The 26,550-nt window shown below is 50.2% G+C and carries 47 protein-coding genes and 1 rRNA gene; 41 read left to right on the top strand and 7 right to left on the bottom strand.

Annotation, left to right across the window (positions count from 1 at the left end; all coding sequences use genetic code 11):
• From DW56_RS21345 to bfr, 3 genes are all read left to right on the top strand, one after another.
• Positions 1 to 81 (top strand): EF-Tu C-terminal domain-related protein (locus tag DW56_RS21345; RefSeq protein WP_000340867.1); only part of this gene is annotated, 81 nt, incomplete at its 5' end.
• Positions 82 to 279: 198 nt separating this feature from the next.
• Positions 280 to 474: a bacterioferritin-associated ferredoxin gene (bfd, locus tag DW56_RS21335; protein ID WP_029590164.1), complete on the top strand. Its 195-nt coding sequence runs from the start codon at positions 280 to 282 to the stop codon at positions 472 to 474.
• 70 nt (positions 475 to 544) lie between these two features.
• On the top strand, positions 545 to 1,021 hold the full coding sequence (bfr, locus tag DW56_RS05655) for a bacterioferritin (RefSeq protein WP_024551591.1): 477 nt from the start codon (positions 545 to 547) through the stop codon (positions 1,019 to 1,021).
• Here bfr and DW56_RS05650 read toward each other — a convergent pair.
• A complete protein-coding gene (locus tag DW56_RS05650) occupies positions 1,005 to 1,496 on the bottom strand; it encodes a prepilin peptidase (RefSeq protein WP_024551592.1) in 492 nt (163 codons plus the stop codon). The two genes, bfr and DW56_RS05650, sit on opposite strands and share 17 nt — an antisense overlap.
• A 365-nt stretch (positions 1,497 to 1,861) precedes the next feature.
• Here DW56_RS05650 and rpsJ point away from each other — a divergent pair, with 365 nt between their 5' ends.
• The 31 genes from rpsJ to DW56_RS21310 all read left to right on the top strand — a co-directional run bounded on the left by rpsJ (position 1,862) and on the right by DW56_RS21310 (position 16,729).
• Entirely contained in the window at positions 1,862 to 2,173 is a 312-nt protein-coding gene (gene rpsJ, locus DW56_RS05645) for a 30S ribosomal protein S10 (RefSeq protein ID WP_001181005.1), read from the top strand.
• Between the two features lie 32 nt (positions 2,174 to 2,205).
• Positions 2,206 to 2,835 (top strand): 50S ribosomal protein L3, encoded by a 630-nt coding sequence (gene rplC / locus DW56_RS05640; protein WP_007681261.1) that lies wholly within the window; start codon positions 2,206 to 2,208, stop codon positions 2,833 to 2,835.
• A 10-nt stretch (positions 2,836 to 2,845) separates the two neighbouring features.
• Positions 2,846 to 3,451 (top strand): 50S ribosomal protein L4, encoded by a 606-nt coding sequence (rplD, locus tag DW56_RS05635; protein WP_024551593.1) that lies wholly within the window; start codon positions 2,846 to 2,848, stop codon positions 3,449 to 3,451.
• Entirely contained in the window at positions 3,448 to 3,750 is a 303-nt protein-coding gene (rplW, locus tag DW56_RS05630) for a 50S ribosomal protein L23 (protein WP_004388606.1), read from the top strand. The genes rplD and rplW overlap by 4 nt, the downstream gene beginning before the upstream one ends.
• Before the next feature lie 17 nt (positions 3,751 to 3,767).
• The gene (gene rplB / locus DW56_RS05625; RefSeq protein ID WP_024551594.1) at positions 3,768 to 4,589 is read left to right on the top strand and encodes a 50S ribosomal protein L2; all 822 of its coding nucleotides are present in this window, start codon (positions 3,768 to 3,770) and stop codon (positions 4,587 to 4,589) included.
• Between the two features lie 16 nt (positions 4,590 to 4,605).
• Positions 4,606 to 4,884: a 30S ribosomal protein S19 gene (gene rpsS / locus DW56_RS05620; protein WP_001138115.1), complete on the top strand. Its 279-nt coding sequence runs from the start codon at positions 4,606 to 4,608 to the stop codon at positions 4,882 to 4,884.
• Between the two features lie 14 nt (positions 4,885 to 4,898).
• Positions 4,899 to 5,231 (top strand): 50S ribosomal protein L22, encoded by a 333-nt coding sequence (rplV, locus tag DW56_RS05615; protein WP_002919773.1) that lies wholly within the window; start codon positions 4,899 to 4,901, stop codon positions 5,229 to 5,231.
• A 17-nt stretch (positions 5,232 to 5,248) separates the two neighbouring features.
• Complete coding sequence (gene rpsC, locus DW56_RS22115) at positions 5,249 to 5,950, top strand: 30S ribosomal protein S3 (RefSeq protein ID WP_000529945.1); 702 nt, start codon at positions 5,249 to 5,251, stop codon at positions 5,948 to 5,950.
• Positions 5,951 to 5,962: 12 nt separating this feature from the next.
• Positions 5,963 to 6,373: a 50S ribosomal protein L16 gene (gene rplP, locus DW56_RS22110; protein WP_002438716.1), complete on the top strand. Its 411-nt coding sequence runs from the start codon at positions 5,963 to 5,965 to the stop codon at positions 6,371 to 6,373.
• The gene (gene rpmC, locus DW56_RS05600) at positions 6,373 to 6,564 is read left to right on the top strand and encodes a 50S ribosomal protein L29 (RefSeq protein WP_004388609.1); all 192 of its coding nucleotides are present in this window, start codon (positions 6,373 to 6,375) and stop codon (positions 6,562 to 6,564) included. The genes rplP and rpmC overlap by 1 nt, the downstream gene beginning before the upstream one ends.
• Positions 6,564 to 6,818, top strand: coding sequence for a 30S ribosomal protein S17 (gene rpsQ, locus DW56_RS05595; RefSeq protein WP_000130100.1), 255 nt, complete (start codon positions 6,564 to 6,566; stop codon positions 6,816 to 6,818). Before rpmC ends, rpsQ begins: the two co-directional genes overlap by 1 nt.
• A 165-nt stretch (positions 6,819 to 6,983) precedes the next feature.
• On the top strand, positions 6,984 to 7,355 hold the full coding sequence (rplN, locus tag DW56_RS05590) for a 50S ribosomal protein L14 (protein WP_004388611.1): 372 nt from the start codon (positions 6,984 to 6,986) through the stop codon (positions 7,353 to 7,355).
• A 10-nt stretch (positions 7,356 to 7,365) separates the two neighbouring features.
• The gene (gene rplX, locus DW56_RS05585) at positions 7,366 to 7,680 is read left to right on the top strand and encodes a 50S ribosomal protein L24 (RefSeq protein ID WP_024551595.1); all 315 of its coding nucleotides are present in this window, start codon (positions 7,366 to 7,368) and stop codon (positions 7,678 to 7,680) included.
• A gap of 14 nt (positions 7,681 to 7,694) precedes the next feature.
• Positions 7,695 to 8,234, top strand: a complete 540-nt coding sequence (gene rplE, locus DW56_RS05580) for a 50S ribosomal protein L5 (protein WP_024551596.1) — start codon at positions 7,695 to 7,697, stop codon at positions 8,232 to 8,234.
• Positions 8,235 to 8,248: 14 nt separating this feature from the next.
• Positions 8,249 to 8,554 carry a 30S ribosomal protein S14 gene (gene rpsN, locus DW56_RS22105; RefSeq protein WP_024551597.1) on the top strand — a complete coding sequence of 102 codons (306 nt, stop codon included), beginning with the start codon at positions 8,249 to 8,251 and terminating at the stop codon, positions 8,552 to 8,554.
• Between the two features lie 33 nt (positions 8,555 to 8,587).
• Complete coding sequence (rpsH, locus tag DW56_RS22100; RefSeq protein ID WP_024551598.1) at positions 8,588 to 8,980, top strand: 30S ribosomal protein S8; 393 nt, start codon at positions 8,588 to 8,590, stop codon at positions 8,978 to 8,980.
• Positions 8,981 to 8,992: 12 nt separating this feature from the next.
• The gene (rplF, locus tag DW56_RS22095; protein WP_024551599.1) at positions 8,993 to 9,526 is read left to right on the top strand and encodes a 50S ribosomal protein L6; all 534 of its coding nucleotides are present in this window, start codon (positions 8,993 to 8,995) and stop codon (positions 9,524 to 9,526) included.
• Between the two features lie 9 nt (positions 9,527 to 9,535).
• Positions 9,536 to 9,889 (top strand): 50S ribosomal protein L18, encoded by a 354-nt coding sequence (rplR, locus tag DW56_RS22090; RefSeq protein ID WP_024551600.1) that lies wholly within the window; start codon positions 9,536 to 9,538, stop codon positions 9,887 to 9,889.
• 14 nt (positions 9,890 to 9,903) lie between these two features.
• Positions 9,904 to 10,404: a 30S ribosomal protein S5 gene (rpsE, locus tag DW56_RS05555; RefSeq protein WP_024551601.1), complete on the top strand. Its 501-nt coding sequence runs from the start codon at positions 9,904 to 9,906 to the stop codon at positions 10,402 to 10,404.
• A 6-nt stretch (positions 10,405 to 10,410) separates the two neighbouring features.
• Entirely contained in the window at positions 10,411 to 10,590 is a 180-nt protein-coding gene (gene rpmD, locus DW56_RS22085) for a 50S ribosomal protein L30 (RefSeq protein WP_004846568.1), read from the top strand.
• 3 nt (positions 10,591 to 10,593) lie between these two features.
• Positions 10,594 to 11,028, top strand: a complete 435-nt coding sequence (rplO, locus tag DW56_RS05545) for a 50S ribosomal protein L15 (protein ID WP_024551602.1) — start codon at positions 10,594 to 10,596, stop codon at positions 11,026 to 11,028.
• A 7-nt stretch (positions 11,029 to 11,035) separates the two neighbouring features.
• Complete coding sequence (gene secY, locus DW56_RS05540) at positions 11,036 to 12,367, top strand: preprotein translocase subunit SecY (RefSeq protein ID WP_024551603.1); 1,332 nt, start codon at positions 11,036 to 11,038, stop codon at positions 12,365 to 12,367.
• Between the two features lie 30 nt (positions 12,368 to 12,397).
• Positions 12,398 to 12,514: a 50S ribosomal protein L36 gene (gene rpmJ / locus DW56_RS21315; RefSeq protein WP_000868187.1), complete on the top strand. Its 117-nt coding sequence runs from the start codon at positions 12,398 to 12,400 to the stop codon at positions 12,512 to 12,514.
• 146 nt (positions 12,515 to 12,660) lie between these two features.
• Positions 12,661 to 13,017 (top strand): 30S ribosomal protein S13, encoded by a 357-nt coding sequence (gene rpsM, locus DW56_RS05535; protein WP_004388620.1) that lies wholly within the window; start codon positions 12,661 to 12,663, stop codon positions 13,015 to 13,017.
• Between the two features lie 16 nt (positions 13,018 to 13,033).
• Positions 13,034 to 13,423: a 30S ribosomal protein S11 gene (gene rpsK, locus DW56_RS05530; protein ID WP_002919257.1), complete on the top strand. Its 390-nt coding sequence runs from the start codon at positions 13,034 to 13,036 to the stop codon at positions 13,421 to 13,423.
• Between the two features lie 33 nt (positions 13,424 to 13,456).
• Positions 13,457 to 14,077: a 30S ribosomal protein S4 gene (rpsD, locus tag DW56_RS05525; protein ID WP_024551604.1), complete on the top strand. Its 621-nt coding sequence runs from the start codon at positions 13,457 to 13,459 to the stop codon at positions 14,075 to 14,077.
• Between the two features lie 25 nt (positions 14,078 to 14,102).
• On the top strand, positions 14,103 to 15,092 hold the full coding sequence (locus DW56_RS05520; RefSeq protein ID WP_002438685.1) for a DNA-directed RNA polymerase subunit alpha: 990 nt from the start codon (positions 14,103 to 14,105) through the stop codon (positions 15,090 to 15,092).
• Positions 15,093 to 15,132: 40 nt separating this feature from the next.
• Entirely contained in the window at positions 15,133 to 15,519 is a 387-nt protein-coding gene (gene rplQ, locus DW56_RS05515; protein ID WP_002919206.1) for a 50S ribosomal protein L17, read from the top strand.
• Between the two features lie 111 nt (positions 15,520 to 15,630).
• A complete protein-coding gene (locus DW56_RS05510) occupies positions 15,631 to 15,999 on the top strand; it encodes a DnaJ family domain-containing protein (RefSeq protein ID WP_024551605.1) in 369 nt (122 codons plus the stop codon).
• A 2-nt stretch (positions 16,000 to 16,001) separates the two neighbouring features.
• Entirely contained in the window at positions 16,002 to 16,427 is a 426-nt protein-coding gene (gene zntR, locus DW56_RS05505) for a Zn(2+)-responsive transcriptional regulator (protein ID WP_024551606.1), read from the top strand.
• Positions 16,428 to 16,480: 53 nt separating this feature from the next.
• Positions 16,481 to 16,729, top strand: a complete 249-nt coding sequence (locus tag DW56_RS21310) for an alternative ribosome-rescue factor A (RefSeq protein ID WP_049292617.1) — start codon at positions 16,481 to 16,483, stop codon at positions 16,727 to 16,729.
• On the opposite strand, the gene mscL is transcribed toward DW56_RS21310, so the two are convergent.
• The 5 genes from mscL to def all read right to left on the bottom strand — a co-directional run bounded on the left by mscL (position 16,683) and on the right by def (position 21,505).
• Entirely contained in the window at positions 16,683 to 17,087 is a 405-nt protein-coding gene (mscL, locus tag DW56_RS05500; protein WP_024551607.1) for a large-conductance mechanosensitive channel protein MscL, read from the bottom strand. The genes DW56_RS21310 and mscL overlap by 47 nt on opposite strands.
• Before the next feature lie 147 nt (positions 17,088 to 17,234).
• Positions 17,235 to 18,611 (bottom strand): Trk system potassium transporter TrkA, encoded by a 1,377-nt coding sequence (gene trkA / locus DW56_RS05495; protein ID WP_024551608.1) that lies wholly within the window; start codon positions 18,609 to 18,611, stop codon positions 17,235 to 17,237.
• A 36-nt stretch (positions 18,612 to 18,647) separates the two neighbouring features.
• A complete protein-coding gene (gene rsmB, locus DW56_RS05490) occupies positions 18,648 to 19,937 on the bottom strand; it encodes a 16S rRNA (cytosine(967)-C(5))-methyltransferase RsmB (protein WP_024551609.1) in 1,290 nt (429 codons plus the stop codon).
• A gap of 79 nt (positions 19,938 to 20,016) precedes the next feature.
• Positions 20,017 to 20,964: a methionyl-tRNA formyltransferase gene (gene fmt, locus DW56_RS05485; protein WP_035889564.1), complete on the bottom strand. Its 948-nt coding sequence runs from the start codon at positions 20,962 to 20,964 to the stop codon at positions 20,017 to 20,019.
• A gap of 25 nt (positions 20,965 to 20,989) precedes the next feature.
• Positions 20,990 to 21,505, bottom strand: coding sequence for a peptide deformylase (gene def, locus DW56_RS05480; protein ID WP_024551611.1), 516 nt, complete (start codon positions 21,503 to 21,505; stop codon positions 20,990 to 20,992).
• Positions 21,506 to 21,634: 129 nt separating this feature from the next.
• Between def and dprA the strand changes: the two genes are divergently transcribed.
• From dprA to DW56_RS05450, 6 genes are read left to right on the top strand one after another with little or no spacing between them, the layout of a single operon-like run.
• On the top strand, positions 21,635 to 22,747 hold the full coding sequence (dprA, locus tag DW56_RS05475) for a DNA-protecting protein DprA (RefSeq protein ID WP_024551612.1): 1,113 nt from the start codon (positions 21,635 to 21,637) through the stop codon (positions 22,745 to 22,747).
• Positions 22,719 to 23,192, top strand: coding sequence for a DUF494 family protein Smg (smg, locus tag DW56_RS05470; protein WP_024551613.1), 474 nt, complete (start codon positions 22,719 to 22,721; stop codon positions 23,190 to 23,192). The genes dprA and smg overlap by 29 nt, the downstream gene beginning before the upstream one ends.
• Positions 23,193 to 23,215: 23 nt before the next feature.
• The gene (locus DW56_RS05465; RefSeq protein ID WP_024551614.1) at positions 23,216 to 23,773 is read left to right on the top strand and encodes a DNA topoisomerase family protein; all 558 of its coding nucleotides are present in this window, start codon (positions 23,216 to 23,218) and stop codon (positions 23,771 to 23,773) included.
• On the top strand, positions 23,763 to 24,335 hold the full coding sequence (gene tsaC / locus DW56_RS05460; RefSeq protein ID WP_024551615.1) for an L-threonylcarbamoyladenylate synthase type 1 TsaC: 573 nt from the start codon (positions 23,763 to 23,765) through the stop codon (positions 24,333 to 24,335). Before DW56_RS05465 ends, tsaC begins: the two co-directional genes overlap by 11 nt.
• 3 nt (positions 24,336 to 24,338) lie before the next feature.
• Entirely contained in the window at positions 24,339 to 25,157 is an 819-nt protein-coding gene (gene aroE, locus DW56_RS05455; protein ID WP_024551616.1) for a shikimate dehydrogenase, read from the top strand.
• Complete coding sequence (locus DW56_RS05450) at positions 25,154 to 25,411, top strand: DUF1488 family protein (RefSeq protein ID WP_024551617.1); 258 nt, start codon at positions 25,154 to 25,156, stop codon at positions 25,409 to 25,411. Before aroE ends, DW56_RS05450 begins: the two co-directional genes overlap by 4 nt.
• Here the strand turns inward: DW56_RS05450 and DW56_RS05445 are convergent.
• On the bottom strand, positions 25,387 to 25,941 hold the full coding sequence (locus tag DW56_RS05445; RefSeq protein ID WP_024551618.1) for a gamma carbonic anhydrase family protein: 555 nt from the start codon (positions 25,939 to 25,941) through the stop codon (positions 25,387 to 25,389). The two genes, DW56_RS05450 and DW56_RS05445, sit on opposite strands and share 25 nt — an antisense overlap.
• Positions 25,942 to 26,411: 470 nt before the next feature.
• Here DW56_RS05445 and DW56_RS05440 point away from each other — a divergent pair.
• Positions 26,412 to 26,550: ribosomal RNA gene (locus tag DW56_RS05440) — 16S ribosomal RNA — on the top strand; the annotation flags it as partial.

The following is a 26,550-nucleotide window of genomic DNA, read 5'->3' as shown; positions in this document are numbered from 1 at the left end:
ATGGACGACGGTCTGCGTTTCGCAATCCGCGAAGGCGGCCGTACCGTTGGCGCGGGCGTGGTTGCTAAAGTTCTGGGTTAATTCTCCGGAACAGAAGAGGGCGCTTCGGCGCCCTTTTTTATTGCCCAGTGATTGTACCTGCCGTCTTTATACAGACTGCTCACTGGTCACATTTATTCGCACTTATCTTAAATTACCCTGTCAGGCAGCTTCCCTCGTGCTATTGTAATCATAACTATTCTCATTTACACTTTGCGCATAAATTGAACGGGAGCCATCATGTACGTTTGCTTGTGTAACGGTGTAAGTGATAAAAAAATTCGCGAGGCGGTACGCCAGTTTCACCCTCAATCTTTTCAACAGCTTCGAAAATTTATTCCCGTTGGTAATCAGTGCGGAAAATGCGTACGCGCAGCACGTGAAATAATGCAGGAAGAACTGATACAGATCCCGGAATACAAAGAGATTGCCTGAAGTTTGAGCTTTTTTTTGACTTACTCCGCAGCGCATCTACGCTTCAAGTAGTGGAAGCGGAGGGAAGAAAATGAAAGGTGATATTAAGATAATAACTTATCTCAATAAATTATTGGGAAATGAGCTTGTCGCAATCAATCAGTACTTTCTCCATGCGAGAATGTTTAAAAACTGGGGGCTAATGCGCCTCAACGATGTTGAATACCACGAATCGATAGATGAAATGAAACATGCCGATCAGTACATCGAGAGGATTTTGTTTCTGGAAGGTATCCCAAATCTTCAGGATTTGGGTAAGCTTCACATCGGTGAAGATGTAGAAGAAATGCTTCGCTCAGACCTTGCGCTCGAAATGGAGGGCGCAAAAGACTTGAGGGAAGCCATCGCTTATGCTGACAGCATCCATGACTATGTTAGCCGTGACATGATGATCAAAATCCTTGCGGATGAAGAACACCATATTGACTGGCTTGAGACCGAGTTAGACCTTATCAACAAAATTGGTTTGCAGAATTATATCCAGTCTCAGATTAAAGAAGAGTCGTAATGACTTGCTCTGCCGGCGCATAAAAAGTTCCGCAACTGACAGCAAACCCCGCAGCGACCAGAAAGGGTCCAAAAGGCTGTGGGGTTTTTACTATTTTTCGTCTTCCAGAAATCATCGAAGCAACCAGGAGTGTTATGAGACCTCCGGTTGCAGCAAGAAAGACAATGGTCGAAAGCGATTCCCAGCCATGCCAGGCCCCGAGCGCCGCGAGCAGTTTTACATCGCCAAAGCCTAGCCCTTCATAGCCTTTCCAAAGCCTGAACGCCCAATAAACAGTCCAAAAGCAAAAATAACCTGTCACTGCTCCGGTTACGCTCGCGCTAAGAAAATCATCGTTGTGGACCAGGTAGTAAATTACTCCTCCCCAGAGAAGAGGGCAGGTAAACCGATCCGGCAAAAGACCTGTTTTGAAGTCAATCCAGGCCAGGCGAATACTAAGTGAATGATAAAAGGTAATAAAAAGAAGCGTCGTCATTGTAGTGCCTCGCTTTGTAATACGCACATAGTAGGAGCACTACAAAAATTACAAACATCGAAACAGTAAAAGCGGGAAACAGTGCCTGATTTTTTTCTGTAAGCCTTACGACGTTGCAGAGAGTCTGGAGCAAGTTCACGTGCGCTTATTTTGTAATCACTACTTGCGCCTGTGTGAGATTTACGTATAATGCGCGGGCCTGTCATTAATGACGGCCGGTTCAATCTGAACCCTGGTAACGTTTTTTGTTGCCAACAATGTTCCCAATCGGGGAACTACGCAAGAACGGTTACACTCCCCCATCAATCGTAATGGGTGCGAGGAGTAATCATTTTCGTCTATAAAATAATTGGAGCTCTGGTCTCATGCAGAACCAAAGAATCCGTATCCGCCTGAAAGCGTTTGATCATCGCCTGATCGATCAATCAACTGCGGAAATCGTCGAGACTGCTAAGCGCACTGGTGCGCAAGTCCGTGGTCCGATCCCGCTGCCGACCCGCAAAGAGCGCTTTACCGTTCTGATCTCTCCGCACGTTAACAAAGACGCGCGCGATCAGTACGAAATCCGCACTCACAAGCGTCTGGTTGACATCGTTGAGCCAACCGAGAAAACCGTTGATGCTCTGATGCGTCTGGATCTGGCTGCCGGTGTAGACGTGCAGATCAGCCTGGGTTAATCAGGTCATTGAGCGATTGAGAGGTTGAAACAATGATTGGTTTAGTCGGTAAAAAAGTGGGTATGACCCGCATCTTCACTGAAGAAGGCGTTTCTATCCCAGTAACCGTTATCGAAGTTGAAGCAAACCGCGTTACTCAGGTTAAAGACCTGGCTAACGACGGCTACCGCGCTGTACAGGTTACCACCGGTGCTAAAAAAGCTAACCGCGTAACCAAGCCGGAAGCGGGTCACTTCGCTAAAGCTGGCGTAGAAGCTGGCCGTGGTCTGTGGGAATTCCGTCTCGCTGATGGCGAAGAATACACCGTAGGTCAGAGCATTAGCGTTGAGCTGTTTGCTGAAGTTAAAAAAGTAGACGTAACTGGCACCTCTAAAGGTAAAGGTTTCGCAGGTACCGTTAAGCGCTGGAACTTCCGTACCCAGGACGCTACCCACGGTAACTCCTTGTCTCACCGCGTTCCGGGTTCTATCGGTCAGAACCAGACTCCGGGCAAAGTGTTCAAAGGCAAGAAAATGGCAGGTCAGCTGGGTAACGAGCGTGTAACCGTTCAGAGCCTGGACGTAGTACGTGTTGACGCTGAGCGCAACCTGCTGCTGGTTAAAGGTGCTGTCCCGGGTGCAACCGGTAGCGACCTGATCGTTAAACCAGCTGTGAAGGCGTGAGGAGATAGCAATGGAATTAGTACTGAAAGACGCGCAGAGCGCGCTGACTGTTTCCGAAACTACCTTCGGTCGTGATTTCAACGAAGCGCTGGTACACCAGGTTGTAGTTGCTTACGCAGCTGGTGCTCGTCAGGGTACTCGTGCTCAGAAGACCCGTGCTGAAGTGACTGGCTCCGGTAAAAAACCGTGGCGCCAGAAAGGTACTGGCCGTGCGCGTTCCGGTTCCATCAAGAGCCCGATCTGGCGTTCTGGTGGCGTAACCTTCGCTGCGCGTCCGCAGGACCACAGTCAAAAAGTTAACAAAAAGATGTACCGCGGCGCGCTGAAAAGCATCCTGTCCGAACTGGTACGTCAGGATCGTCTGATCGTTGTCGAACAGTTCTCTGTAGAAGCGCCGAAAACCAAGCTGCTGGCACAGAAACTGAAAGACATGGCTCTGGAAGATGTGCTGATCATCACCGGTGAACTGGACGAGAACCTGTTCCTGGCTGCGCGCAACCTGCACAAGGTTGACGTACGCGATGCTGCAGGTATCGACCCGGTTAGCCTGATCGCCTTCGACAAAGTCGTAATGACTGCTGATGCTGTTAAGCAAGTTGAGGAGATGCTGGCATGATTCGTGAAGAACGTCTGCTGAAGGTGCTGCGCGCACCGCACGTTTCTGAAAAAGCGTCTACTGCGATGGAAAAAACCAACACCATCGTTCTCAAAGTTGCTAAAGACGCGACTAAAGCAGAAATCAAAGCTGCTGTGCAGAAACTGTTTGAAGTCGAAGTCGAAGTCGTTAACACCCTGGTTGTTAAAGGGAAAGTTAAACGTCACGGACAGCGTATCGGTCGTCGTAGCGACTGGAAAAAAGCTTACGTCACCCTGAAAGAAGGCCAGAATCTGGACTTCATCGGCGGCGCTGAGTAAGTCGGAGGAGTAATACAATGGCAGTTGTTAAATGTAAGCCGACATCTCCGGGTCGTCGCCACGTAGTTAAAGTGGTTAACCCTGAGCTGCACAAGGGCAAACCTTTTGCTCCGCTGCTGGAAAAAAACAGCAAAAGCGGTGGTCGTAACAACAATGGCCGTATCACCACCCGTCACATCGGTGGTGGCCACAAACAGGCTTACCGTCTGGTTGACTTTAAGCGCAACAAAGATGGTATTCCGGCAGTTGTTGAACGTCTTGAGTACGATCCGAACCGTTCCGCGAACATCGCGCTGGTTCTGTACAAAGACGGCGAACGCCGTTACATCCTGGCCCCGAAGGGCCTGAAAGCTGGCGACCAGATTCAGTCTGGCGTTGATGCTGCAATTAAAACCGGTAACACCCTGCCGATGCGTAACATCCCGGTTGGTTCTACTGTTCACAACGTAGAAATGAAACCAGGCAAAGGCGGTCAGCTGGCTCGTTCCGCTGGTGCGTACGTACAGATCGTTGCTCGTGATGGTGCTTATGTCACCCTGCGTCTGCGTTCTGGCGAAATGCGTAAAGTGGAATCCGAGTGCCGTGCAACTCTGGGCGAAGTTGGCAATGCTGAGCATATGCTGCGCGTTCTGGGTAAAGCAGGTGCTGCTCGCTGGCGTGGTGTTCGTCCGACCGTTCGCGGTACTGCGATGAACCCGGTAGACCACCCACATGGTGGTGGTGAAGGTCGTAACTTTGGTAAGCACCCGGTAACTCCGTGGGGCGTACAGACCAAAGGTAAGAAGACCCGCAGCAACAAGCGTACTGATAAATTCATCGTACGTCGCCGTAGCAAATAATTTTAGAGGATAAGCCATGCCACGTTCTCTCAAGAAAGGTCCTTTTATTGACCTGCACTTGCTGAAGAAGGTAGAGAAAGCGGTGGAAAGCGGTGACAAGAAGCCCCTGCGCACTTGGTCCCGTCGTTCAACGATCTTTCCAAACATGATCGGTTTGACCATCGCTGTCCATAATGGTCGTCAGCACGTTCCAGTATTTGTTTCCGACGAAATGGTCGGTCACAAACTGGGTGAATTCGCACCGACTCGTACTTATCGCGGCCACGCTGCTGATAAAAAAGCGAAGAAGAAATAAGGTAGGAGGAAGAGATGGAAACTTTAGCTCAACATCGCCATGCTCGTTCTTCTGCTCAGAAGGTTCGCCTTGTTGCTGACCTGATTCGCGGTAAGAAAGTGTCGCAGGCTCTGGATATTCTGACCTACACCAACAAGAAAGCTGCTGTACTGGTCAAGAAAGTTCTGGAATCTGCCATTGCTAACGCTGAACACAACGATGGCGCTGACATTGACGATCTGAAAGTCGCGAAAATCTTCGTAGACGAAGGCCCGAGCATGAAGCGCATTATGCCGCGTGCGAAAGGTCGTGCAGATCGCATCCTGAAGCGCACCAGCCACATCACTGTGGTTGTGTCCGATCGCTGAGACTCTGGAGACTAGCAATGGGTCAGAAAGTACATCCTAATGGTATTCGCCTGGGTATTGTAAAACCATGGAACTCTACCTGGTTTGCGAACACCAAAGAATTCGCTGACAACCTGGACAGCGACTTTAAAGTACGTCAGTACCTGACTAAGGAACTGGCTAAAGCGTCCGTATCTCGTATCGTTATCGAGCGTCCGGCTAAGAGCATTCGTGTAACTATTCACACTGCTCGTCCGGGTATCGTTATCGGTAAGAAAGGCGAAGACGTAGAAAAACTGCGCAAGGTCGTAGCGGATATCGCTGGCGTTCCTGCTCAGATCAACATCGCTGAAGTTCGTAAGCCTGAACTGGACGCAAAACTGGTTGCTGACAGCATCACTTCTCAGCTGGAACGTCGTGTTATGTTCCGTCGTGCTATGAAGCGTGCTGTACAGAACGCAATGCGTCTGGGCGCTAAAGGTATCAAAGTTGAAGTTAGCGGCCGTCTGGGCGGCGCGGAGATCGCACGTACTGAATGGTACCGTGAAGGTCGTGTTCCGCTGCACACCCTGCGTGCTGACATTGACTACAACACCTCCGAAGCGCACACCACTTACGGTGTAATCGGCGTTAAAGTGTGGATCTTCAAAGGTGAGATCCTGGGTGGTATGGCTGCTGTTGAACAACCGGAAAAACCGGCTGCTCAACCGAAAAAGCAGCAGCGTAAAGGCCGTAAATAAGGAGCGTCGCTGATGTTACAACCAAAGCGTACAAAATTCCGTAAAGTGCACAAAGGCCGCAACCGTGGTCTGGCGCAGGGTACGGATGTTAGCTTCGGCACCTTCGGTCTGAAAGCTGTTGGCCGTGGTCGTCTGACTGCACGTCAGATCGAAGCAGCACGTCGTGCTATGACCCGTGCAGTTAAGCGTCAGGGTAAGATCTGGATCCGTGTATTCCCGGACAAACCGATCACCGAAAAGCCGCTCGAAGTGCGTATGGGTAAAGGTAAAGGTAACGTGGAGTATTGGGTTGCCTTGATTCAGCCGGGTAAAGTCCTGTACGAAATGGACGGTGTGCCGGAAGAGCTGGCCCGTGAAGCATTCAAGCTGGCAGCAGCGAAACTGCCGATTAAAACCACCTTTGTAACTAAGACGGTGATGTAATGAAAGCAAAAGAGCTGCGTGAGAAGAGTGTTGAAGAGCTGAACACCGAGCTGCTTAATTTACTGCGCGAGCAGTTCAACCTGCGTATGCAGGCTGCAAGTGGCCAGCTGCAACAGACTCACCTGTTGAAGCAAGTGCGTCGTGATGTCGCACGCGTTAAGACTTTACTGACTGAGAAGGCGGGTGCGTAATGACCGATAAAATCCGTACTCTGCAAGGTCGCGTTGTTAGCGACAAAATGGAAAAATCCATTGTTGTTGCTATCGAGCGTTTTGTGAAACACCCGATCTACGGTAAATTCATCAAGCGTACGACCAAACTGCACGTACATGACGAGAACAACGAATGCGGTATCGGGGACGTGGTTGAAATCCGCGAATGCCGTCCGCTGTCCAAGACTAAGTCCTGGACTCTGGTTCGCGTTGTAGAGAAAGCGGTTCTGTAATACAGTAAGCGCTCTCAACAGATAAACGGCTCAGCGATGAGCCGTTTATTTTTTCTACCCATATCTTGTAAGTGGTGTTATAATGCCGCGCCCTCGATTATGGGGTTTTTTAACGACCTGAATTTCGGGTCCCGAAGTAGTAGTTGACATTAGCGGAGCACTGAAATGATCCAAGAACAGACTATGCTGAACGTCGCCGACAACTCCGGCGCGCGTCGCGTAATGTGTATCAAGGTTCTGGGTGGCTCGCACCGTCGCTACGCAGGCGTCGGCGATATCATCAAGATCACCATCAAAGAAGCAATTCCGCGTGGTAAGGTCAAAAAAGGTGATGTGCTGAAGGCGGTAGTGGTGCGCACCAAGAAGGGTGTTCGTCGCCCTGACGGTTCTGTCGTTCGCTTCGATGGCAATGCTTGTGTTCTTCTGAACAACAACAGCGAGCAGCCTATCGGTACGCGTATTTTTGGGCCGGTTACTCGTGAACTTCGTTCTGAGAAGTTTATGAAAATCATCTCTCTGGCACCAGAAGTACTCTAAGGAGCGAATCATGGCAGCGAAAATCCGTCGTGATGACGAAGTTATCGTGTTAACCGGTAAAGATAAAGGTAAGCGCGGTAAAGTAAAAAATGTTCTGTCTTCCGGCAAAGTTATTGTTGAAGGCATCAACCTGGTCAAGAAACACCAGAAGCCGGTTCCGGCTCTGAACCAGGCGGGTGGCATCGTTGAGAAAGAAGCCGCTATTCAGGTTTCCAACGTTGCGCTCTTCAATGCGGCAACCGGCAAGGCTGACCGTGTAGGCTTTAGATTTGAAGACGGCAAAAAAGTCCGTTTCTTTAAATCTAATGGCGAAACTATCAAGTAATTTGGAGTAGTACGATGGCGAAACTGCATGATTACTACAAAGACGAAGTAGTTAGCAAACTCATGACTGAGTTTAACTACAATTCTGTCATGCAAGTCCCTCGGGTCGAGAAGATCACCCTGAACATGGGTGTTGGTGAAGCGATCGCTGACAAGAAACTGCTGGATAACGCAGCAGCTGACCTGGCAGCAATCTCCGGTCAAAAACCGTTGATCACCAAAGCACGCAAATCTGTTGCAGGCTTCAAAATCCGTCAGGGCTATCCGATCGGCTGTAAAGTAACTCTGCGTGGCGAACGCATGTGGGAGTTCTTTGAGCGTCTGATCACTATTGCTGTACCGCGTATCCGTGACTTCCGTGGTTTGTCTGCGAAGTCTTTCGACGGTCGTGGTAACTACAGCATGGGTGTCCGTGAGCAGATCATCTTCCCAGAAATCGACTACGATAAAGTCGACCGCGTTCGTGGTTTGGATATTACCATTACCACTACTGCGAAATCTGACGAAGAAGGCCGTGCTCTGCTGGCTGCCTTTGACTTCCCGTTCCGCAAGTAAGGTAGGGTTACTAAATGGCTAAGCAATCAATGAAAGCACGCGAAGTAAAACGCGTAGCTTTAGCTGATAAATACTTCGCGAAACGCGCTGAACTGAAAGCGATCATCTCTGATGTGAACGCTTCTGACGAAGATCGTTGGAATGCCGTTCTTAAGCTGCAGACTCTGCCGCGTGATTCCAGCCCGTCTCGTCAGCGTAACCGCTGCCGTCAAACAGGTCGTCCGCACGCTTTCCTGCGGAAGTTCGGGTTGAGCCGTATCAAGGTCCGTGAAGCCGCTATGCGCGGTGAAATCCCGGGTCTGAAAAAGGCTAGCTGGTAATTGTCACCAATTGAATCACGGGAGTAAAGACAGATGAGCATGCAAGATCCGATCGCGGATATGCTGACCCGTATCCGTAACGGTCAGGCCGCGAATAAAGCTGCGGTCACCATGCCTTCCTCCAAGCTGAAAGTGGCAATTGCCAACGTGCTGAAGGAAGAAGGTTTTATTGAAGATTTCAAAACTGAAGGCGACACCAAGCCAGAACTGGAACTGACTCTTAAGTATTTCCAGGGCAAAGCTGTGGTAGAAAGCATTCAGCGTGTCAGCCGCCCTGGTCTGCGCATCTATAAACGTAAAGATGAGCTGCCGAAAGTTATGGGTGGTCTGGGTATTGCTGTCGTTTCTACCTCTAAAGGTGTTATGACTGATCGTGCAGCGCGCCAGGCAGGACTTGGCGGCGAAATTATCTGCTACGTAGCCTAATCGGAGGAAAAAATGTCTCGTGTTGCTAAAGCACCGGTCGTTATTCCTGCCGGCGTAGAGGTAAAACTCAACGGTCAGGTTATTTCGATCAAAGGTAAAAACGGCGAGCTGACTCGTACTCTTAACGATGCTGTTGAAGTTAAACAAGCAGATAATGCTCTGACCTTCGGTCCGCGTGATGGTTTCGTGGATGGTTGGGCTCAGGCTGGCACCGCTCGTGCTCTGCTGAATTCAATGGTTATCGGTGTTACCGAAGGCTTCACTAAGAAGCTGCAGCTGGTTGGTGTAGGTTATCGTGCAGCGGTTAAGGGTAATGTTGTAAACCTGTCTCTGGGTTTCTCTCACCCTGTTGACCATCAGCTGCCTGCTGGGATCACTGCGGAATGTCCGTCTCAGACTGAAATCGTACTGAAAGGTGCTGATAAACAGCTGATCGGCCAGGTAGCAGCTGACCTGCGCGCCTACCGTCGTCCTGAGCCTTACAAAGGCAAGGGTGTTCGTTACGCCGACGAAGTCGTGCGTACCAAAGAGGCTAAGAAGAAGTAAGGTAACACTATGGATAAGAAATCTGCTCGTATCCGTCGTGCGACCCGCGCACGTCGCAAGCTCAAAGAGCTTGGTGCGACCCGCCTGGTGGTACATCGTACCCCGCGTCATATTTACGCACAGGTAATCGCATCGAACGGTTCTGAAGTTCTGGTAGCTGCTTCTACTGTAGAAAAAGCTATTGCTGAGCAACTGAAGTACACCGGTAACAAAGACGCCGCTGCAGCTGTAGGTAAAGCTGTTGCTGAACGCGCTCTTGAAAAAGGCATCACAGGTGTCTCTTTCGACCGTTCCGGTTTCCAATATCATGGTCGTGTCCAGGCACTGGCAGATGCTGCCCGTGAAGCTGGCCTTCAGTTCTAAGGTAGAGGTGTAAGATGGCTCACATCGAGAAACAGGCTGGCGAACTGCAGGAAAAGCTGATCGCGGTAAACCGCGTATCTAAAACTGTTAAAGGTGGTCGTATCTTTAGCTTCACCGCTCTGACTGTAGTTGGTGATGGCAACGGCCGCGTTGGTTTTGGTTACGGTAAAGCACGCGAAGTTCCGGCAGCGATCCAGAAAGCGATGGAAAAAGCCCGTCGCAATATGATTAACGTCGCGCTGAACCACGGCACCCTGCAGCACCCGGTTAAAGGTGCTCACACGGGTTCTCGTGTATTCATGCAGCCGGCTTCCGAAGGTACCGGTATTATCGCCGGTGGTGCAATGCGCGCCGTTCTGGAAGTCGCTGGGGTTCATAACGTTCTGGCTAAAGCCTATGGTTCCACCAACCCGATTAACGTGGTTCGTGCAACTATCGACGGCCTGGAAAGCATGAAGTCTCCAGAAATGGTCGCTGCCAAGCGTGGTAAATCCGTTGAAGAAATTCTGGGGTAATTGACCATGGCAAAGACTATTAAAATTACTCAAACCCGCAGTGCAATCGGTCGTCTGCCGAAACACAAGGCAACGCTGCTTGGCCTGGGTCTGCGTCGTATTGGTCATACTGTAGAACGCGAGGATACTCCTGCGGTTCGCGGTATGGTCAACGCGGTTTCCTACATGGTTAAAGTTGAGGAGTAAGAGATGCGTTTAAATACTCTGTCTCCGGCCGAAGGGTCTAAGCACGCTTCCAAGCGTCTGGGTCGTGGTATCGGTTCTGGCCTCGGTAAAACCGGCGGTCGCGGTCACAAAGGTCAGAAGTCTCGTTCTGGCGGTGGCGTACGTCGTGGTTTCGAGGGCGGCCAGATGCCTCTGTACCGTCGTCTGCCGAAATTCGGCTTCACCTCTCGCAAAGCAATGGTCACTGCAGAAGTTCGTCTGTCTGACCTGGCTAAAGTGGAAGGCGACGTAGTTGACCTGAACACGCTGAAAGCAGCAAACATTATCGGTATTCAGATCGAGTTCGCGAAAGTGATCCTTTCTGGTGAAGTCACTGCTCCGGTAACTGTTCGCGGTCTGCGTGTCACTAAAGGCGCTCGTGCTGCTATCGAAGCTGCTGGCGGTAAAATTGAGGAATAAGTAGCAGATGGCAAAACAACCGGGATTAGATTTTCAAAGTGCTAAAGGCGGGCTCGGCGAACTGAAACGCAGACTGATGTTTGTTATCGGTGCGCTAATTGTGTTCCGTATTGGCTCTTTTATTCCAATCCCTGGTATTGATGCCGCTGTACTTGCCAAACTGCTTGAGCAACAGCGAGGCACCATCATTGAAATGTTTAACATGTTCTCTGGTGGTGCTCTCAGCCGTGCTTCTATTTTCGCTTTGGGTATTATGCCGTATATTTCGGCATCAATTATTATCCAGCTGCTGACAGTCGTTCATCCGACTCTGGCAGAAATGAAGAAAGAAGGGGAGTCTGGACGTCGTAAGATTAGCCAGTACACCCGTTACGGCACTCTGGTGCTGGCAATATTTCAGTCGATCGGTATTGCTACCGGTTTACCGAATATGCCTGGTATGCAAGGCCTGGTAATGAATCCGGGCTTTGCATTCTATTTCACCGCTGTTGTGAGTCTGGTTACCGGGACAATGTTCCTGATGTGGCTGGGCGAACAGATTACTGAACGTGGTATCGGTAACGGTATTTCGATCATTATCTTCGCGGGTATCGTTGCGGGACTTCCGCCGGCCATTGGCCATACCATCGAGCAAGCGCGGCAAGGCGACCTGCACTTCCTCCTGTTGCTGTTGGTTGCAGTATTAGTATTTGCAGTGACCTTCTTCGTTGTTTTTGTTGAACGTGGTCAACGCCGTATTGTGGTGAACTACGCTAAGCGCCAACAAGGTCGTCGTGTCTATGCTGCACAGAGCACACATTTACCGCTGAAAGTGAACATGGCTGGCGTTATACCAGCGATCTTCGCTTCCAGTATTATTCTGTTCCCGGCCACCATCGCGTCATGGTTCGGGGGCGGTACTGGTTGGAACTGGCTGACAACAATTTCGCTGTATTTGCAGCCTGGGCAACCGCTTTATGTGTTACTCTATGCGTCTGCAATCATCTTCTTCTGTTTCTTCTACACGGCGTTGGTTTTCAACCCGCGTGAAACAGCAGATAACCTGAAGAAGTCCGGTGCATTTGTACCAGGAATTCGTCCGGGAGAACAAACGGCGAAGTATATCGATAAAGTAATGACTCGCCTGACTTTGGTCGGTGCGCTGTATATTACTTTTATCTGCCTGATCCCGGAGTTCATGCGTGATGCAATGAAAGTGCCGTTCTACTTCGGTGGGACTTCTCTACTTATCGTTGTTGTTGTCATCATGGACTTTATGGCTCAAGTGCAAACTCTCATGATGTCCAGTCAGTATGAGTCTGCATTGAAGAAAGCGAACCTCAAAGGCTATGGCCGTTAATGGTCGCTTGAGAAGTTACGGAGAGTAAAAATGAAAGTTCGTGCTTCCGTCAAGAAATTATGCCGTAACTGCAAAATCGTTAAGCGTGATGGTGTCATCCGTGTGATTTGCAGCGCCGAGCCGAAGCATAAACAGCGTCAAGGCTGATTATCTCGCATATTTTTCTTGCAAAGTTGGATTGAGCTGGCTAGATTAGCCAGCCAATCTTTTGTATGTCTGTGCGTATCCATTTGAGTATCCTGAAAACGGGCTTTTCAGTATGGTGCGCATTTATCAAATAGTAGGAGTGCATAGTGGCCCGTATAGCAGGCATTAACATTCCTGATCATAAACATGCCGTAATCGCTTTAACTTCGATCTACGGTATCGGCAAAACCCGCTCCAAAGCTATCCTGGCTGCAGTAGGTTTTGCTGAAGATGTTAAGATCAGTGAGCTGTCTGAAGAACAAATCGACACGCTGCGTGACGAAGTTGCCAAATTTGTCGTTGAAGGTGATCTGCGCCGTGAAGTTAGCATGAGCATCAAGCGCCTGATGGATCTTGGTTGCTATCGCGGTTTGCGTCATCGTCGTGGTCTCCCGGTTCGCGGTCAGCGTACCAAGACCAACGCCCGTACCCGTAAGGGTCCGCGCAAACCGATCAAGAAATAATCGGGGTGATTGAATAATGGCAAAGGCACCAATTCGTGCACGTAAACGTGTAAGAAAGCAAGTCTCTGACGGCGTGGCTCATATCCATGCTTCTTTCAACAACACCATCGTTACTATTACTGATCGTCAGGGTAACGCTCTGGGTTGGGCAACTGCCGGTGGTTCCGGTTTCCGTGGTTCTCGCAAATCCACTCCGTTCGCAGCTCAGGTTGCAGCAGAGCGTTGCGCAGAAGCCGTGAAAGAATACGGTATCAAGAACCTGGAAGTTATGGTTAAGGGACCGGGTCCGGGCCGCGAATCTACTATTCGTGCTCTGAACGCCGCTGGTTTCCGCATCACTAATATTACTGATGTGACTCCGATCCCTCACAACGGTTGTCGTCCGCCGAAAAAACGTCGCGTCTAAGCGCTCGTTTTCTAGGATTGTTGGAGAAAGAAAATGGCAAGATATTTGGGTCCTAAGCTCAAGCTGAGCCGTCGCGAGGGCACAGACCTGTTCCTTAAGTCTGGCGTTCGCGCGATCGATACCAAGTGTAAAATTGAACAAGCTCCTGGCCAGCACGGTGCGCGTAAACCGCGTCTGTCTGACTATGGTGTGCAGTTGCGTGAAAAGCAAAAAGTTCGCCGTATCTACGGTGTGCTGGAGCGTCAGTTCCGTAACTACTACAAAGAAGCCGCGCGTCTGAAAGGCAACACCGGTGAAAACCTGTTAGCTCTGCTGGAAGGTCGTCTGGACAACGTTGTATACCGTATGGGCTTCGGCGCCACTCGTGCAGAAGCACGTCAGCTGGTTAGCCATAAAGCAATTATGGTAAACGGTCGTGTTGTTAACATCGCTTCTTATCAGGTTAGTCCGAATGACGTAGTCAGCGTTCGTGAGAAAGCGAAAAAGCAGTCTCGCGTGAAAGCCGCTCTGGAGCTGGCTGAGCAGCGTGAAAAGCCAACCTGGTTGGAAGTTGATGCTGGCAAAATGGAAGGTACGTTCAAGCGTAAGCCGGAGCGTTCTGACCTGTCTGCGGACATTAACGAACACCTGATCGTCGAGCTTTACTCCAAGTAAAGCTTAGTACCAAAGAGAGGACACAATGCAGGGTTCTGTGACAGAGTTTCTAAAACCGCGCCTGGTAGATATCGAGCAAGTGAGTTCGACGCACGCCAAGGTGACCCTTGAGCCTTTAGAGCGTGGCTTCGGTCATACTCTGGGTAACGCACTGCGCCGTATTCTGCTTTCATCGATGCCGGGTTGCGCGGTGACTGAGGTTGAGATTGATGGTGTACTACACGAGTACAGCACCAAAGAAGGCGTTCAGGAAGATATCCTGGAAATCCTGCTCAACCTGAAAGGGCTGGCGGTGAGAGTTCAAGGTAAAGATGAAGTTATCCTTACCCTGAATAAATCTGGCATTGGCCCTGTGACCGCAGCCGACATCACCCACGACGGTGATGTTGAAATCGTCAAGCCGCAGCATGTGATCTGCCACCTGACCGATGAAAACGCATCTATCAGCATGCGTATCAAAGTTCAGCGCGGTCGTGGTTATGTGCCGGCATCTGCCCGAATTCATTCGGAAGAAGATGAGCGCCCAATCGGCCGTCTGCTGGTCGACGCATGCTACAGCCCGGTAGAGCGTATTGCCTACAATGTTGAAGCAGCGCGTGTAGAACAGCGTACCGACCTGGACAAGCTGGTCATCGAAATGGAAACCAATGGCACAATCGATCCTGAAGAGGCGATTCGTCGTGCGGCGACCATCCTGGCAGAACAACTGGAAGCTTTCGTTGACTTACGTGATGTACGTCAGCCGGAAGTCAAAGAAGAGAAACCAGAATTCGATCCGATCCTGCTGCGCCCTGTTGACGATCTCGAATTGACTGTCCGCTCTGCTAACTGCCTTAAGGCAGAAGCTATCCACTATATCGGTGATCTGGTACAGCGTACCGAGGTTGAGTTGCTCAAAACGCCGAACCTCGGTAAAAAATCTCTTACTGAGATTAAAGACGTGCTGGCCTCCCGTGGTCTTTCTTTGGGCATGCGCCTCGAGAACTGGCCGCCGGCAAGCATTGCTGACGAGTAACCGGATCACAGGTTAAGGTTTTACTGAGAAGGATAAGGTCATGCGCCATCGTAAGAGTGGTCGTCAACTGAACCGCAACAGCAGCCATCGCCAGGCTATGTTCCGCAACATGGCAGGTTCTCTGGTTCGTCATGAGATCATCAAGACGACCCTGCCGAAAGCGAAAGAGCTGCGTCGCGTAGTTGAGCCGCTGATTACTCTTGCCAAGACTGATAGCGTTGCTAATCGTCGTCTGGCATTCGCCCGTACTCGTGATAACGAGATCGTGGCAAAACTGTTTAACGAGCTGGGCCCGCGTTTCGCGAGCCGTGCCGGTGGTTACACTCGCATTCTGAAGTGTGGCTTCCGTGCTGGTGACAACGCTCCGATGGCTTACATCGAGCTGGTTGATCGCGCCGAGCCGAAAGCAGAAGCAGCTGCAGAGTAATCTGTAGTAAAATTAAAAAAACCGGGCTTGCCCGGTTTTTTTATATCCATTTTTTTCCTTAAGCTATATTCCCCTTGTCCCTCTTTCGTTTCGTCATCCCGGAGATTGATTATGTGGTTGATAGATCAATGGGCAGAAAAGCATATTCTTGATGCTCAGAAAAAAGGTGAAATGGATGGATTAGCAGGCGAAGGTAAGCCTCTTGCGTTAGATGATGACTCCGCGGTTCCTGCCGGGTTACGAGCCAGCTATCGTTTATTGAAAAATGCAGGCTATCTTCCGCCAGAATTACAACAAAGAAAAGAAGCACTTGAGCTTGCCGATATGCTTAAGAGCATCGCTGATACCGATCCGCAACACCCTCTCATCGAAAAACGGCTTGCGTTACTTGAATTAAAACTCAGGCAGGCGGGCGTGAATACCGATTTTCTGCATGGAAAATATGCAGAGCGGTTTGCTAAAAAAATTCATCAGAGGTAACTATGTATCGCATCGGTGAGCTTGCCCGTCTGGCAGACGTAACTCCAGATACAATCCGCTACTACGAAAAGCAGCAGATGATGAGCCATGATGTCAGAACCGAAGGGGGTTTTAGACTTTATGGCGATGAAGATTTAAGGCGATTAAGGTTCATTCGTCATGGCCGTCAGCTTGGCTTTAGCCTTGAGGCGATTCGTGAGTTGCTTTCGATTCGTGTTGATCCAGAACACCATACCTGCCAGGAATCGAAAAGTATTGTTCAGGCCAGACTTACAGAAGTCGAAGCGAGGATCGCTGAATTACAGGTTATGCGCCAGTCGCTACAACGCCTGAATGATGCCTGTTGTGGAACTGCTCATAGCAGTGTTTATTGTTCTATTCTCGAAGCGCTTGAACAAGGCACCGATGACAAATTATCGGCATGTTGATCTTTTTCATCACCACCTCTACACTCTTATCGCTTTTTAACCCAGGAGAGATTATGAGCCGTTATCAACATACTAAAGGTAAAATACAGGATAATGCTATTGAGGCTTTACTCCACGACCCGCTTTTTCGTCAGAGAGTGGAAAAGAACCAGAAGGGAAAAGGCAGCTATCAGCGTAAGGCCAAAAATAACAAGAAAGGATACTGGGAGGCCAGTGGCAAACAAGCAAACGCTTTTTTACCACTGGCCTTCCGTCTTATGGGCGATTGTTTTGTTCTTTCAACAGATCGCGAATTTCTGTAAGCAATACTTCTTCTTTGCTCGGCCCCGCCGCTTCCTTAGGCTTTTTCTGGTGCAATTTGTTGATAAGTTTAATAGCAACAAAGATAGCGAAAGCCACAATGATGAAATCGAACACGTTTTGGATAAATACGCCATAATGCATTATTACCGCTGGCGTATCTCCTACTGCCGGACGCAACGTCCATGCAAATTGTTTGAAATCAATCCCACCGATAAGCAGCCCCAGCGGCGGCATAATAATATCCGCAACCAGTGAAGAGACGATTTTTCCGAATGCCGCACCGATAATGACACCCACCGCCAAATCAACCACATTCCCGCGCATCGCGAATTCGCGAAACTCTTTAAAAAAACTCATTTTTTTCTCCTTATTACTGCCGACCCTGTTAAGTCTAACAAAGGATGCCCCATTTTCCATGAATAGCTTGTGATAACCGGAGTAATACTCCTTACAAAAACAGGGGGTTAAGGAAAATCAAAGGTGGCAGTTTTAGCCACCGTTGAGTTACAGGAAGAAAGGGCTGGGCTGGAAAAGACGTTCTACGTCAGTGACATATTTCTTATCAGTCAGGAACATAATGACGTGGTCGCCTTGCTCAATACGTAAATTATTGTTGGCGATCATAACGTCATTACCACGTACTACTGCTCCAATAATCGTGCCCGGCGGTAGCTTAATATCATCGATAACCCTTCCGACTACGCGTGAGGTCGTTTCATCTCCATGCGCCACGGCTTCAATTGCTTCCGCTACACCACGGCGTAGCGACGAGACGCTGACAATATCTGCTTTGCGTACGTGCCCGAGGAGTGCTGAAATGGTCGCTTGTTGAGGGGAAATAGCAATATCAATAACGCTGCCCTGAACCAGATCAACGTAGGCTTTACGTTGAATAAGCACCATAACTTTTTTAGCGCCCATTCTCTTGGCAAGCATGGCGGACATGATATTCGCTTCATCGTCATTTGTTACGGCAATAAACAGATCGACTTGCTCGATATGCTCTTCAGCCAGTAACTCCTGATCAGAGGCATCGCCGTAGAATACAATAGTATGTTGAAGTTTCTCTGCCAGTTCCGCTGCTCGTTGCTGATCTCGTTCAATCAGCTTTACGCTGTACTCTTTTTCTAGTTTATGAGCAAGGCCTGCGCCGATATTGCCGCCGCCAACAAGCATAATACGCTTATAGGGCTTTTCGAGCCTCTGCAACTCGCTCATAACCGCCCGGATATGCTGTGAAGCTGCGATAAAAAAGACTTCATCACCCGCTTCAACAATGGTCGAACCTTGCGGTCGGATAGGGCGATCGTGGCGGAAAATTGCCGCAACGCGAGTATCTATATGCGGCATATGCTCACGCATAGTCGAGAGCGCATTACCGACCAGCGGGCCACCATAGTAAGCTTTTACAACCGCCAGGCTTACTTTGCCTTCGGCAAAATTAACAACTTGTAACGCACCGGGGTATTCAATCAGACGATAAATGTTGTCGATAACCAGCTGCTCTGGCGCAATCAGATGATCGATAGGCACAGCTTCAGGATTGAAAAGCCGTTCAGCATCGCGAACATAATCCGGCGCCCTGATACGCGCTATGCGATTAGGCGTATTGAACAGGGAATAGGCGACCTGACAGGCGATCATATTGGTTTCGTCGGAGCTGGTCACCGCAACAAGCATATCAGCATCGTCTGCGCCTGCTTCACGCAATACCCGCGGGTGTGAACCGTGGCCCTGCACTACGCGCAAGTCAAACTTATCCTGAAGGGTGCGCAACCGATCCCCATTGATATCAACAACGGTAATATCGTTGTTTTCACCTACCAGGTTTTCAGCCAGTGTGCCGCCTACCTGGCCCGCTCCTAAAATGATTATTTTCATTATCAGCGCTTCATGATTGGTTCGCCCGCAGGGGCATTACTTTTTAATGAGCTTAGCGTAAAAGAAGCCGTCGCCCTCATCGGACGCAGGCAGATTTTGTATGCCCGGATCCGTTGGCGTGCCGGTTTGCTTCAGCTCCGCATCAGGCGTACGGGCAAGGAAAGCAGCCACTTGCTCTTTATTCTCTTCGGGCATAATTGAGCAAGTTGCGTAAAGCAACGTGCCGCCGCGTTTCAGGTGCGGCCAGATAGCGTCAAGAATATCTGACTGTAATTGCGCGAGTTCGCGAATGTCTGAATCACGGCGCAACCATTTTATATCTGGATGGCGTCGAATCACACCTGTCGCCGAGCATGGCGCATCAAGCAAAATACGATCGAATTGTTGATCGCCGCACCACTGCTGAGGATAACGCCCATCGCCTGTTTTTACTTCAGCCTGCATGTTCAGGCGCGCAAGGTTTTCATGCACGCGCTTGATACGGCCAGGATCCACATCCACCGCCAATACTTTTGCTTGCGGAGCGGCTTCCAGAATATGCGTCGTTTTACCCCCAGGCGCAGCGCAGAGATCAAGAATCAACTCGCCATCTTTAGGCTCAAGAAGAGAGACACAACCTTGTGCTGAGGCATCCTGAACTGTTACCCACCCTTTTTCAAATCCCGGAAGGACGGAAACGGGAGCCGGTATTTCCAGGCGTACAGCGTCAGGATAGCGAGGGTGAGGAAAGCCTGTAATGCCACTTTCACTAAGTAGCGCCAGCCATTCGTCACGGTTGTGATGTTGACGATTTACACGCAGCCACATCGGGGGACGCTGATTATTCGCTTCAACAATAGCTTCCCACTGCTCAGGCCATGCTTTACGTAACCGCTGCAACAGCCAGGCGGGATGCAAAAAGCGCTCTTCCTGACGGTTAAATTCTGCCAGCAGCGTTTCCTGCTGGCGCTGAAACTGACGTAATACGCCATTAATAAGCCCCTTGAATTGCTGGCGTTTAATGGCGACTGCGCCTTCAACTGTTTCCGCCAGGGCTGCGTGCGGCGGGATGCGCGTATGCATCAGCTGATACAGCCCGACCATAATAAGATAATGTACCGTTCGTTGCTTTCCTGCCATTGGGCGAGACATGAGCTTACTGACGAGCCAGTCGAGTTGAGAAAGCGTACGTAATACGCCAAAGCAAAGCTCCTGTAATAAAGCTTTATCCTTGTCTGAGACTTTACTCTGCATTGGCGGCAGGACGTTACTGAGCGACTGGCCGTTTTCAACGACCTGTTCGACGGCCTGCGCAGCCAGGCTGCGAAGATTAATGTTTTTTTTCATGGCGATGCGCAGAAATTGGCTTGCTGGATAAATAAAAATGCCCGACATTTGTCGGGCCGGATAGCTTTCAGCCTGACGTTCAGGCAAGCACGGTACCGGGCTCGAACCATTCCCGGCGAGAGTTTAACAGATCCTGAGCAGACATCGCTTTTTTGCCGGCGGGTTGCAGCGTTTCAAGATTGAGAATGCCTTCAGCCGTCGCAACCTGAATACCGTTTTTATTCGCTTCAATAATCGTGCCGGGTTTTTTAGCAGTTGCGGCTTCGATGACGGAGGCTTGCCACACCTTAACCGGTTGCTCGTCCATCAGGAAATAGCTCACAGGCCAGGGATTGAAAGCGCGAATGCAACGCTCAAGTTGCGCTGCTGAAAGAGACCAGTCCAGTTTTGCTTCTTCTTTACTGAGCTTTTCAGCGTAAGTAACGAGGCTTTCATTTTGCACTTCAGGTTGCGCACTGCCTTCGCTGAGCTGATCTAACGTTGCGAGCAAGCCTTGCGGACCAAGCTGCGCTAATTTGTCATAAAGCGAAGCGCTGGTGTCCTGAGCGGTAATGGGGCAAGCCAGCTTATACAGCATATCGCCTGTATCAAGACCGGCATCCATTTGCATAATGGTTACGCCTGTTTCTTTATCTCCAGCCCAGAGCGAGCGCTGAATGGGCGCCGCGCCGCGCCAGCGGGGCAGTAAAGAACCATGTACGTTGATACAACCCAGACGCGGCATATCCAGTACCGCTTTGGGCAGTATAAGCCCGTAAGCGACAACCACCATGACGTCCGCTTCTAAGTCAGCAATCAACTGTTGATTTTCCGCCGGGCGTAACGATACGGGCTGAAACACAGGGATCGCGTGCTGTTGTGCAAGAACTTTAACCGGGCCTGGCATCAACTTCTTGCCACGACCGGCAGGGCGATCGGGCTGTGTAAAAACGCCTACTATCTGATGAGCAGACGACAGGAGCGCATCAAGATGACGCGCTGCAAAGTCCGGCGTTCCGGCAAAAATTATGCGTAATGAATCCGACACGTTGGTCCTTGTCTTTAACGTAAGCTTAGCTTGCCGCACGGGCTCTCATGCGATCCAGCTTTTCAACTTTTTGGCGGATACGCGTTTGCTTTAGCGGCGATAAGTAATCAATAAACAGTTTACCCATCAGATGATCCATTTCATGCTGAATACAAATAGCCAGCAGGCCATCAGCTTCCAGCTCAAACGGTTTACCATCACGATCGAGGGCGCGAATTTTTACCTTTTCTGCACGCGGTACGAAAGCGCGCTGCTCAGGAATGGAAAGACAGCCTTCTTCGATCCCCGTTTCGCCGCTTTTCTCCAGCAGTTCCGGGTTGATTAATACCAGGCGTTCGTCCCGGTTTTCGGAAACATCGATAACGATAATGCGCTGGTGGATATCAACCTGCGTGGCCGCCAGACCAATGCCTTCTTCGGCATACATGGTGTCGAACATATCATCCACGATACGCTGAATTTCTTCATTCACTTCTTTAACCGGCTCGGCGACAATGCGAAGTCGCTCGTCCGGAATATGTAACACGTGCAAAACTGACATATTTATCCAGAGCTAGATTCAGTAGTTGGTGAGATCATTACTTCCATTCTAGACAAATCCCCCCTTGATTGACAGCATCAGTAGCGAATCGCAAGGATAGAGGATGCCGCTTGTGGCAAGGGAGGAGCTATGTCGCCAGAGGAATTTTGGTTACGCCTGATGAGTGTTTTGAGCCTGAGCGGCGAAAGAATGTTACAGGCTGCGCGTTATTATCGCATGACTCCTGAAAAGCCAGCGCTTGCGCTGCGTTTTGCCCATCTTAATGACTCCCAGAAAAAGCAATTTTTTGCTTTTCCCTCTGAGCAGGTTGAAGCGACATTACGCTGGCTTTCGCAACCTCATCATCATTTGGTTACGGCTGAGGACCCAGCCTATCCGGAGCAACTGAGAGCGATCAGCGATTATCCGGGCGCACTTTTGCTTGCAGGTAATAAACAGGCTTTAAAAACGCCGCAACTGGCTGTGGTCGGCAGTCGCGCGCATTCATGGTATGGCGAACAATGGGGAAGGGCATTTTGTGAGGCGTTGGCGCGCAGCGGCCTTTCTTTAACCAGTGGGCTTGCCATAGGCATCGATGGCGTTGCGCATAAAGCTGCCTTAGCCGCTGGCGGAATAACGCTTGCTGTGTTGGGAAACGGACCAGGGCAAATATACCCGAAGCGGCACAAAGTCCTGGCGGAGCAGATTATAGCTAATAACGGCGCGATAATTTCTGAGTTTCCGCTCTCTGTCGGCCCGCGTCCATGCCATTTCCCACGCCGTAATCGAATCATAAGCGGCTTAAGCCGGGGCGTTCTGGTTGTAGAAGCCTCGCTACGCAGCGGATCGCTTGTGACTGCGCAGTGCGCGCTTGAACAAGGACGGGAAGTTTTTGCTCTGCCAGGCCCGCTTGGCAACCCCGGCTGTGAAGGGCCTCACTGGCTTATCAGGCAGGGAGCAGTATTAGTGACCAGCGCGCAAGACATTCTTGAGTATTTGCAAAATGAGCTTCCATGGCTTGTAGAGACAAAATATTCACCCAATCAAGATGAAGCTGCATTGCCATTTCCCGAGCTGTTGGCTAACGTAGGAGATGAGGTTACACCTGTTGACGTCGTCGCTGAACGTGCCGGCCAACCTGTGCCATTGACGGTAGCCCAACTACTTGAACTGGAGTTAGCAGGATGGATCGCAGCTGTACCCGGCGGCTATGTCCGATTAAGGAGGGCAGGCCATGTTCGACGTACTAATGTATTTGTTTGAAACCTACATCCATAACGAGGCTGAGATGCGGGTCGATCAGGACAAACTGACGCGAGACCTGACCGACGCCGGTTTTGATCGTGAGGATATCTACAACGCGTTACTGTGGCTTGAAAAACTAGCGGACTATCAGGACGGGCTGGTCGAGCCGATGCAGTTGGCTTCTGATCCCCTTTCAATGCGCATCTATACTCCCGAAGAAAGCCAGCGTCTGGACGCAAGCTGTCGTGGTTTTCTTTTGTTTCTTGAGCAGATTCAGGTGTTAAATCTCGAAACCCGTGAAATGGTCATTGAGCGTGTTACTGCGCTGGATACCGAAGAGTTCGATCTGGAAGATTTAAAATGGGTTGTTCTTATGGTGTTGTTCAACATTCCGGGATGTGAAAACGCTTACCAACAAATGGAAGAATTACTCTTCGAAGTAAATGAAGGTATGCTGCACTAAAAGTTATTGCGGCGTAGAGCATTATGGTCAAATCAGCACTTTTTACAGTGCGTAATCAAGAGCCCTGCCCTGAGTGCGGGGCTGAATTAGTTATCAGAAATGGCAAGCATGGTCCGTTTCTCGGTTGCTCTCGTTATCCAGAATGCGATTATATCCGTCCGCTGAAGAATCAGGCGGACGGGCATATCATCAAAGTTCTGGAAGGACAAACCTGTCCCGTCTGTCAGGCAACATTAGTGTTGCGACAGGGGCGCTTTGGCATGTTTATCGGTTGCAGCCGCTACCCCGAATGCACGCATACCGAGCTTATTGATAAGCCGGATGAAACGGCGGTGACCTGCCCGCAGTGTCGTAGCGGTAAGCTTGTTCAGCGCCGTTCGCGTTTTGGTAAAAATTTTTATTCCTGCGAGCGTTATCCCGATTGCCAATTCGTTATTAATTTTAAACCTGTAGCGGGGGATTGCCCTGTTTGCCATTACCCGTTACTTATCGAAAAGAAAACCGCGCAGGGCGTAAAACGCTTTTGCGCCAGTAAACAATGTGGAAAGCCGGTCACGGCGGAACAGAATAGTGAACAATAACCTGCCTGCAAACGAGATTTCTCAGCTCGTCGAACTCCTCAAACAACAACAAGTCATCGCTTATCCTACAGAAGCTGTTTTTGGCGTCGGTTGCGATCCTGACAGCGAAGTTGCTGTGAATCGTTTATTAGCGCTTAAGCAGCGACCGGTTGAAAAAGGATTGATTCTGATTGCCGCCAGCTTCGAGCAGTTAAAGCCTTATATAGACGACGCATCGCTAAATGCGGCGCAGCGCGAAGCGGTCTTTAAACATTGGCCGGGACCAGTGACGTTTGTATTTCCCGCTAAACCTTCAACGCCGCGCTGGCTGACGGGACGTTTTGATTCGCTGGCGGTGCGGGTAACAGACCATCCGCTGGTCATCCAGCTCTGTGAAGCGTATGGCAAGCCGCTTGTTTCAACCAGCGCTAACCTTACTGGGTTGCCGCCTTGTCGAACGGCGCAGGAAGTGCTCGAGCAGTTTGGAGAAGCTTTTCCAGTAATGAAAGGGCCAACCGGCGGGCGGCAGAATCCTTCTGAAATTCGCGACGCCCTTACAGGCAAGCTGTTCCGCCAGGGGTAAACGATGGAACATTATGCCGTTTTCGGAAACCCCATTGCTCATAGCAAATCCCCCTTTATTCATGAGCAGTTTGCGGCTCAATTGCAAATCGACCACCCCTATGGACGAATCCTGGCGCCGGTAGATAACTTTATCGAAACGCTGGAGTCGTTCTTCAATAATGGAGGAAAAGGCGCAAACATTACTGTGCCTTTCAAAGAGCAGGCCTTCGCCCGGGCAGACGAGCTTACGGAACGGGCAACCCTGGCGGGAGCGGTAAATACCCTCAAGCGCCTGGAAGATGGCCGTCTGCTGGGGGATAACACAGACGGCATAGGCCTGCTGATGGATCTGCAACGGCTTAATCTTATCAAGCCGGGCAACCGGGTATTGTTGATAGGCGCAGGGGGCGCGGCGCGAGGCGTTCTTATGCCGCTGCTATCACTGGATTGTGCAGTAACGGTAACCAACAGAACGCATGCCCGCGCTCAGGAGCTGGCTGCGCTCTTCGCGCATGTTGGAAGCGTATCTGCGGTGCCGATGGAAACGCTTGAAGGTAATGAGTTTGATCTTATCGTTAACGCGACAGCCAGCGGAATAGATGGCACGATCCCGGCGATCCCATCCTCACTGCTTACGCCAAAGGTACGCTGCTACGACATGTTCTACCAAAAAGGGCCGACGCCTTTTTTGAAATGGTGCGCCAGTTATGGAGTACAGCACTATGCGGATGGCGCAGGCATGCTGGTGGGGCAAGCGGCGCATGCGGTTCTGCTCTGGCATGGTGTACTGCCTTCCATCGACCCGGTGATTGAAAAGCTTAAGCAGGAGCTTGCTGTATGAATCAGGCCATCCAGTTTCCGGATCGCGAAGAATGGATAGCAGAATGTCAGGCGGTGTGCTTCCCGGCTCTTGTGAATGGGATGCAGGTGACCTGCGCGATTACTGGAGAGGTTCTGTCAAAGCGGTATGGCGGTGATACGCAAGAAGCTTGGCTGAACGCTTTTCACGCACACCGCTGGGATTTGGAAGAAGAAGCAGAGGCGCTTCTCAATGCGCAGCAGGAGAACGATCAAGGCTGGCTCTGGTTATCCTGAGCCAGATATTCATCCTTCCAGCGCACATAGTTGTTGGCTGAATACTTCAGGCCTTCGAGTTCAGTCTCTTTTAAAGGACGGATCTGTTTGACCGGACTGCCCAGATAAAGGTATCCGCTTTCAAGGCGTTTATTTTGCGGCACAAGGCTGCCTGCCCCAATCATCACATCATCTTCTATTACTGCCCCATCCAGAATAATGGTTCCCATGCCGACCAGAACGCGGTTGCCGATAGTACAACCATGCAGCATGACCTTATGTCCGACCGTAACCTCCTCGCCAATAAGAAGAGGATTGCCTTCGGGGTTGTATGAAGATTTATGCGTGACATGCAATACGCTTCCATCCTGAATGTTTGTCCGTCTTCCTATCGCAACGTAATTTACGTCGCCACGAATCACAACCAGTGGCCAGATGCCGACATCGTCAGCCAGACGGACGTCGCCGATAACTACGCTGGCATCATCAACCATGACGCGTTGGCCCAGTTGAGGAAAGAATGTTTGATAGGGACGAAGAACCGCAGCCATAAAAACCTCATAGATAAAATGAATACGTTCCAGACTTTGGGACCTCTTTTTCGCTCATGCAAGCGAAACTCGAGTCATAATTTGCGCAGATCGAACGGGATCACATCAATAAGGATGAAAATTCGGCAGTCAGAAAAAAAGATCGAAAAAAGGCTTGTGCTAAAAATCGGGATCCCTATAATGCGCCTCCATCGAGACGGCAACGTGAATCACTTCACAAAACAGTCCGAATCGAAAAGAGAAAATCCTGAAATTAAGGGTTGACTCTGAAAGAGGAAAGCGTAATATACGCCACCTCGCGACAGCAGGCTGAATGCCGCGTCGCACTGCTCTTTAACAATTTATCAGACAATCTGTGTGGGCACTCAGATGGACTGGATTCTTAACGTCGCAAGACGATAAATGAATACCAAGACTCATGAGTGAACACGTAATTCATTACGAAGTTTAATTCATTGAGCATCAAACTTTAATTGAAGAGTTTGATCATGGCTCAGATTGAACGCTGGCGGCAGGCCTAACACATGCAAGTCGGGCGGTAGCACAGAGAGCTTGCTCTCGGGTGACGAGCGGCGGACGGGTGAGTAATGTCTGGGAAACTGCCTGATG

Source organism: Franconibacter helveticus LMG 23732 (assembly GCF_000463115.2).
Lineage (GTDB): Bacteria > Pseudomonadota > Gammaproteobacteria > Enterobacterales > Enterobacteriaceae > Franconibacter > Franconibacter helveticus.
This window is presented reverse-complemented; position numbering and strand designations above follow the sequence as displayed.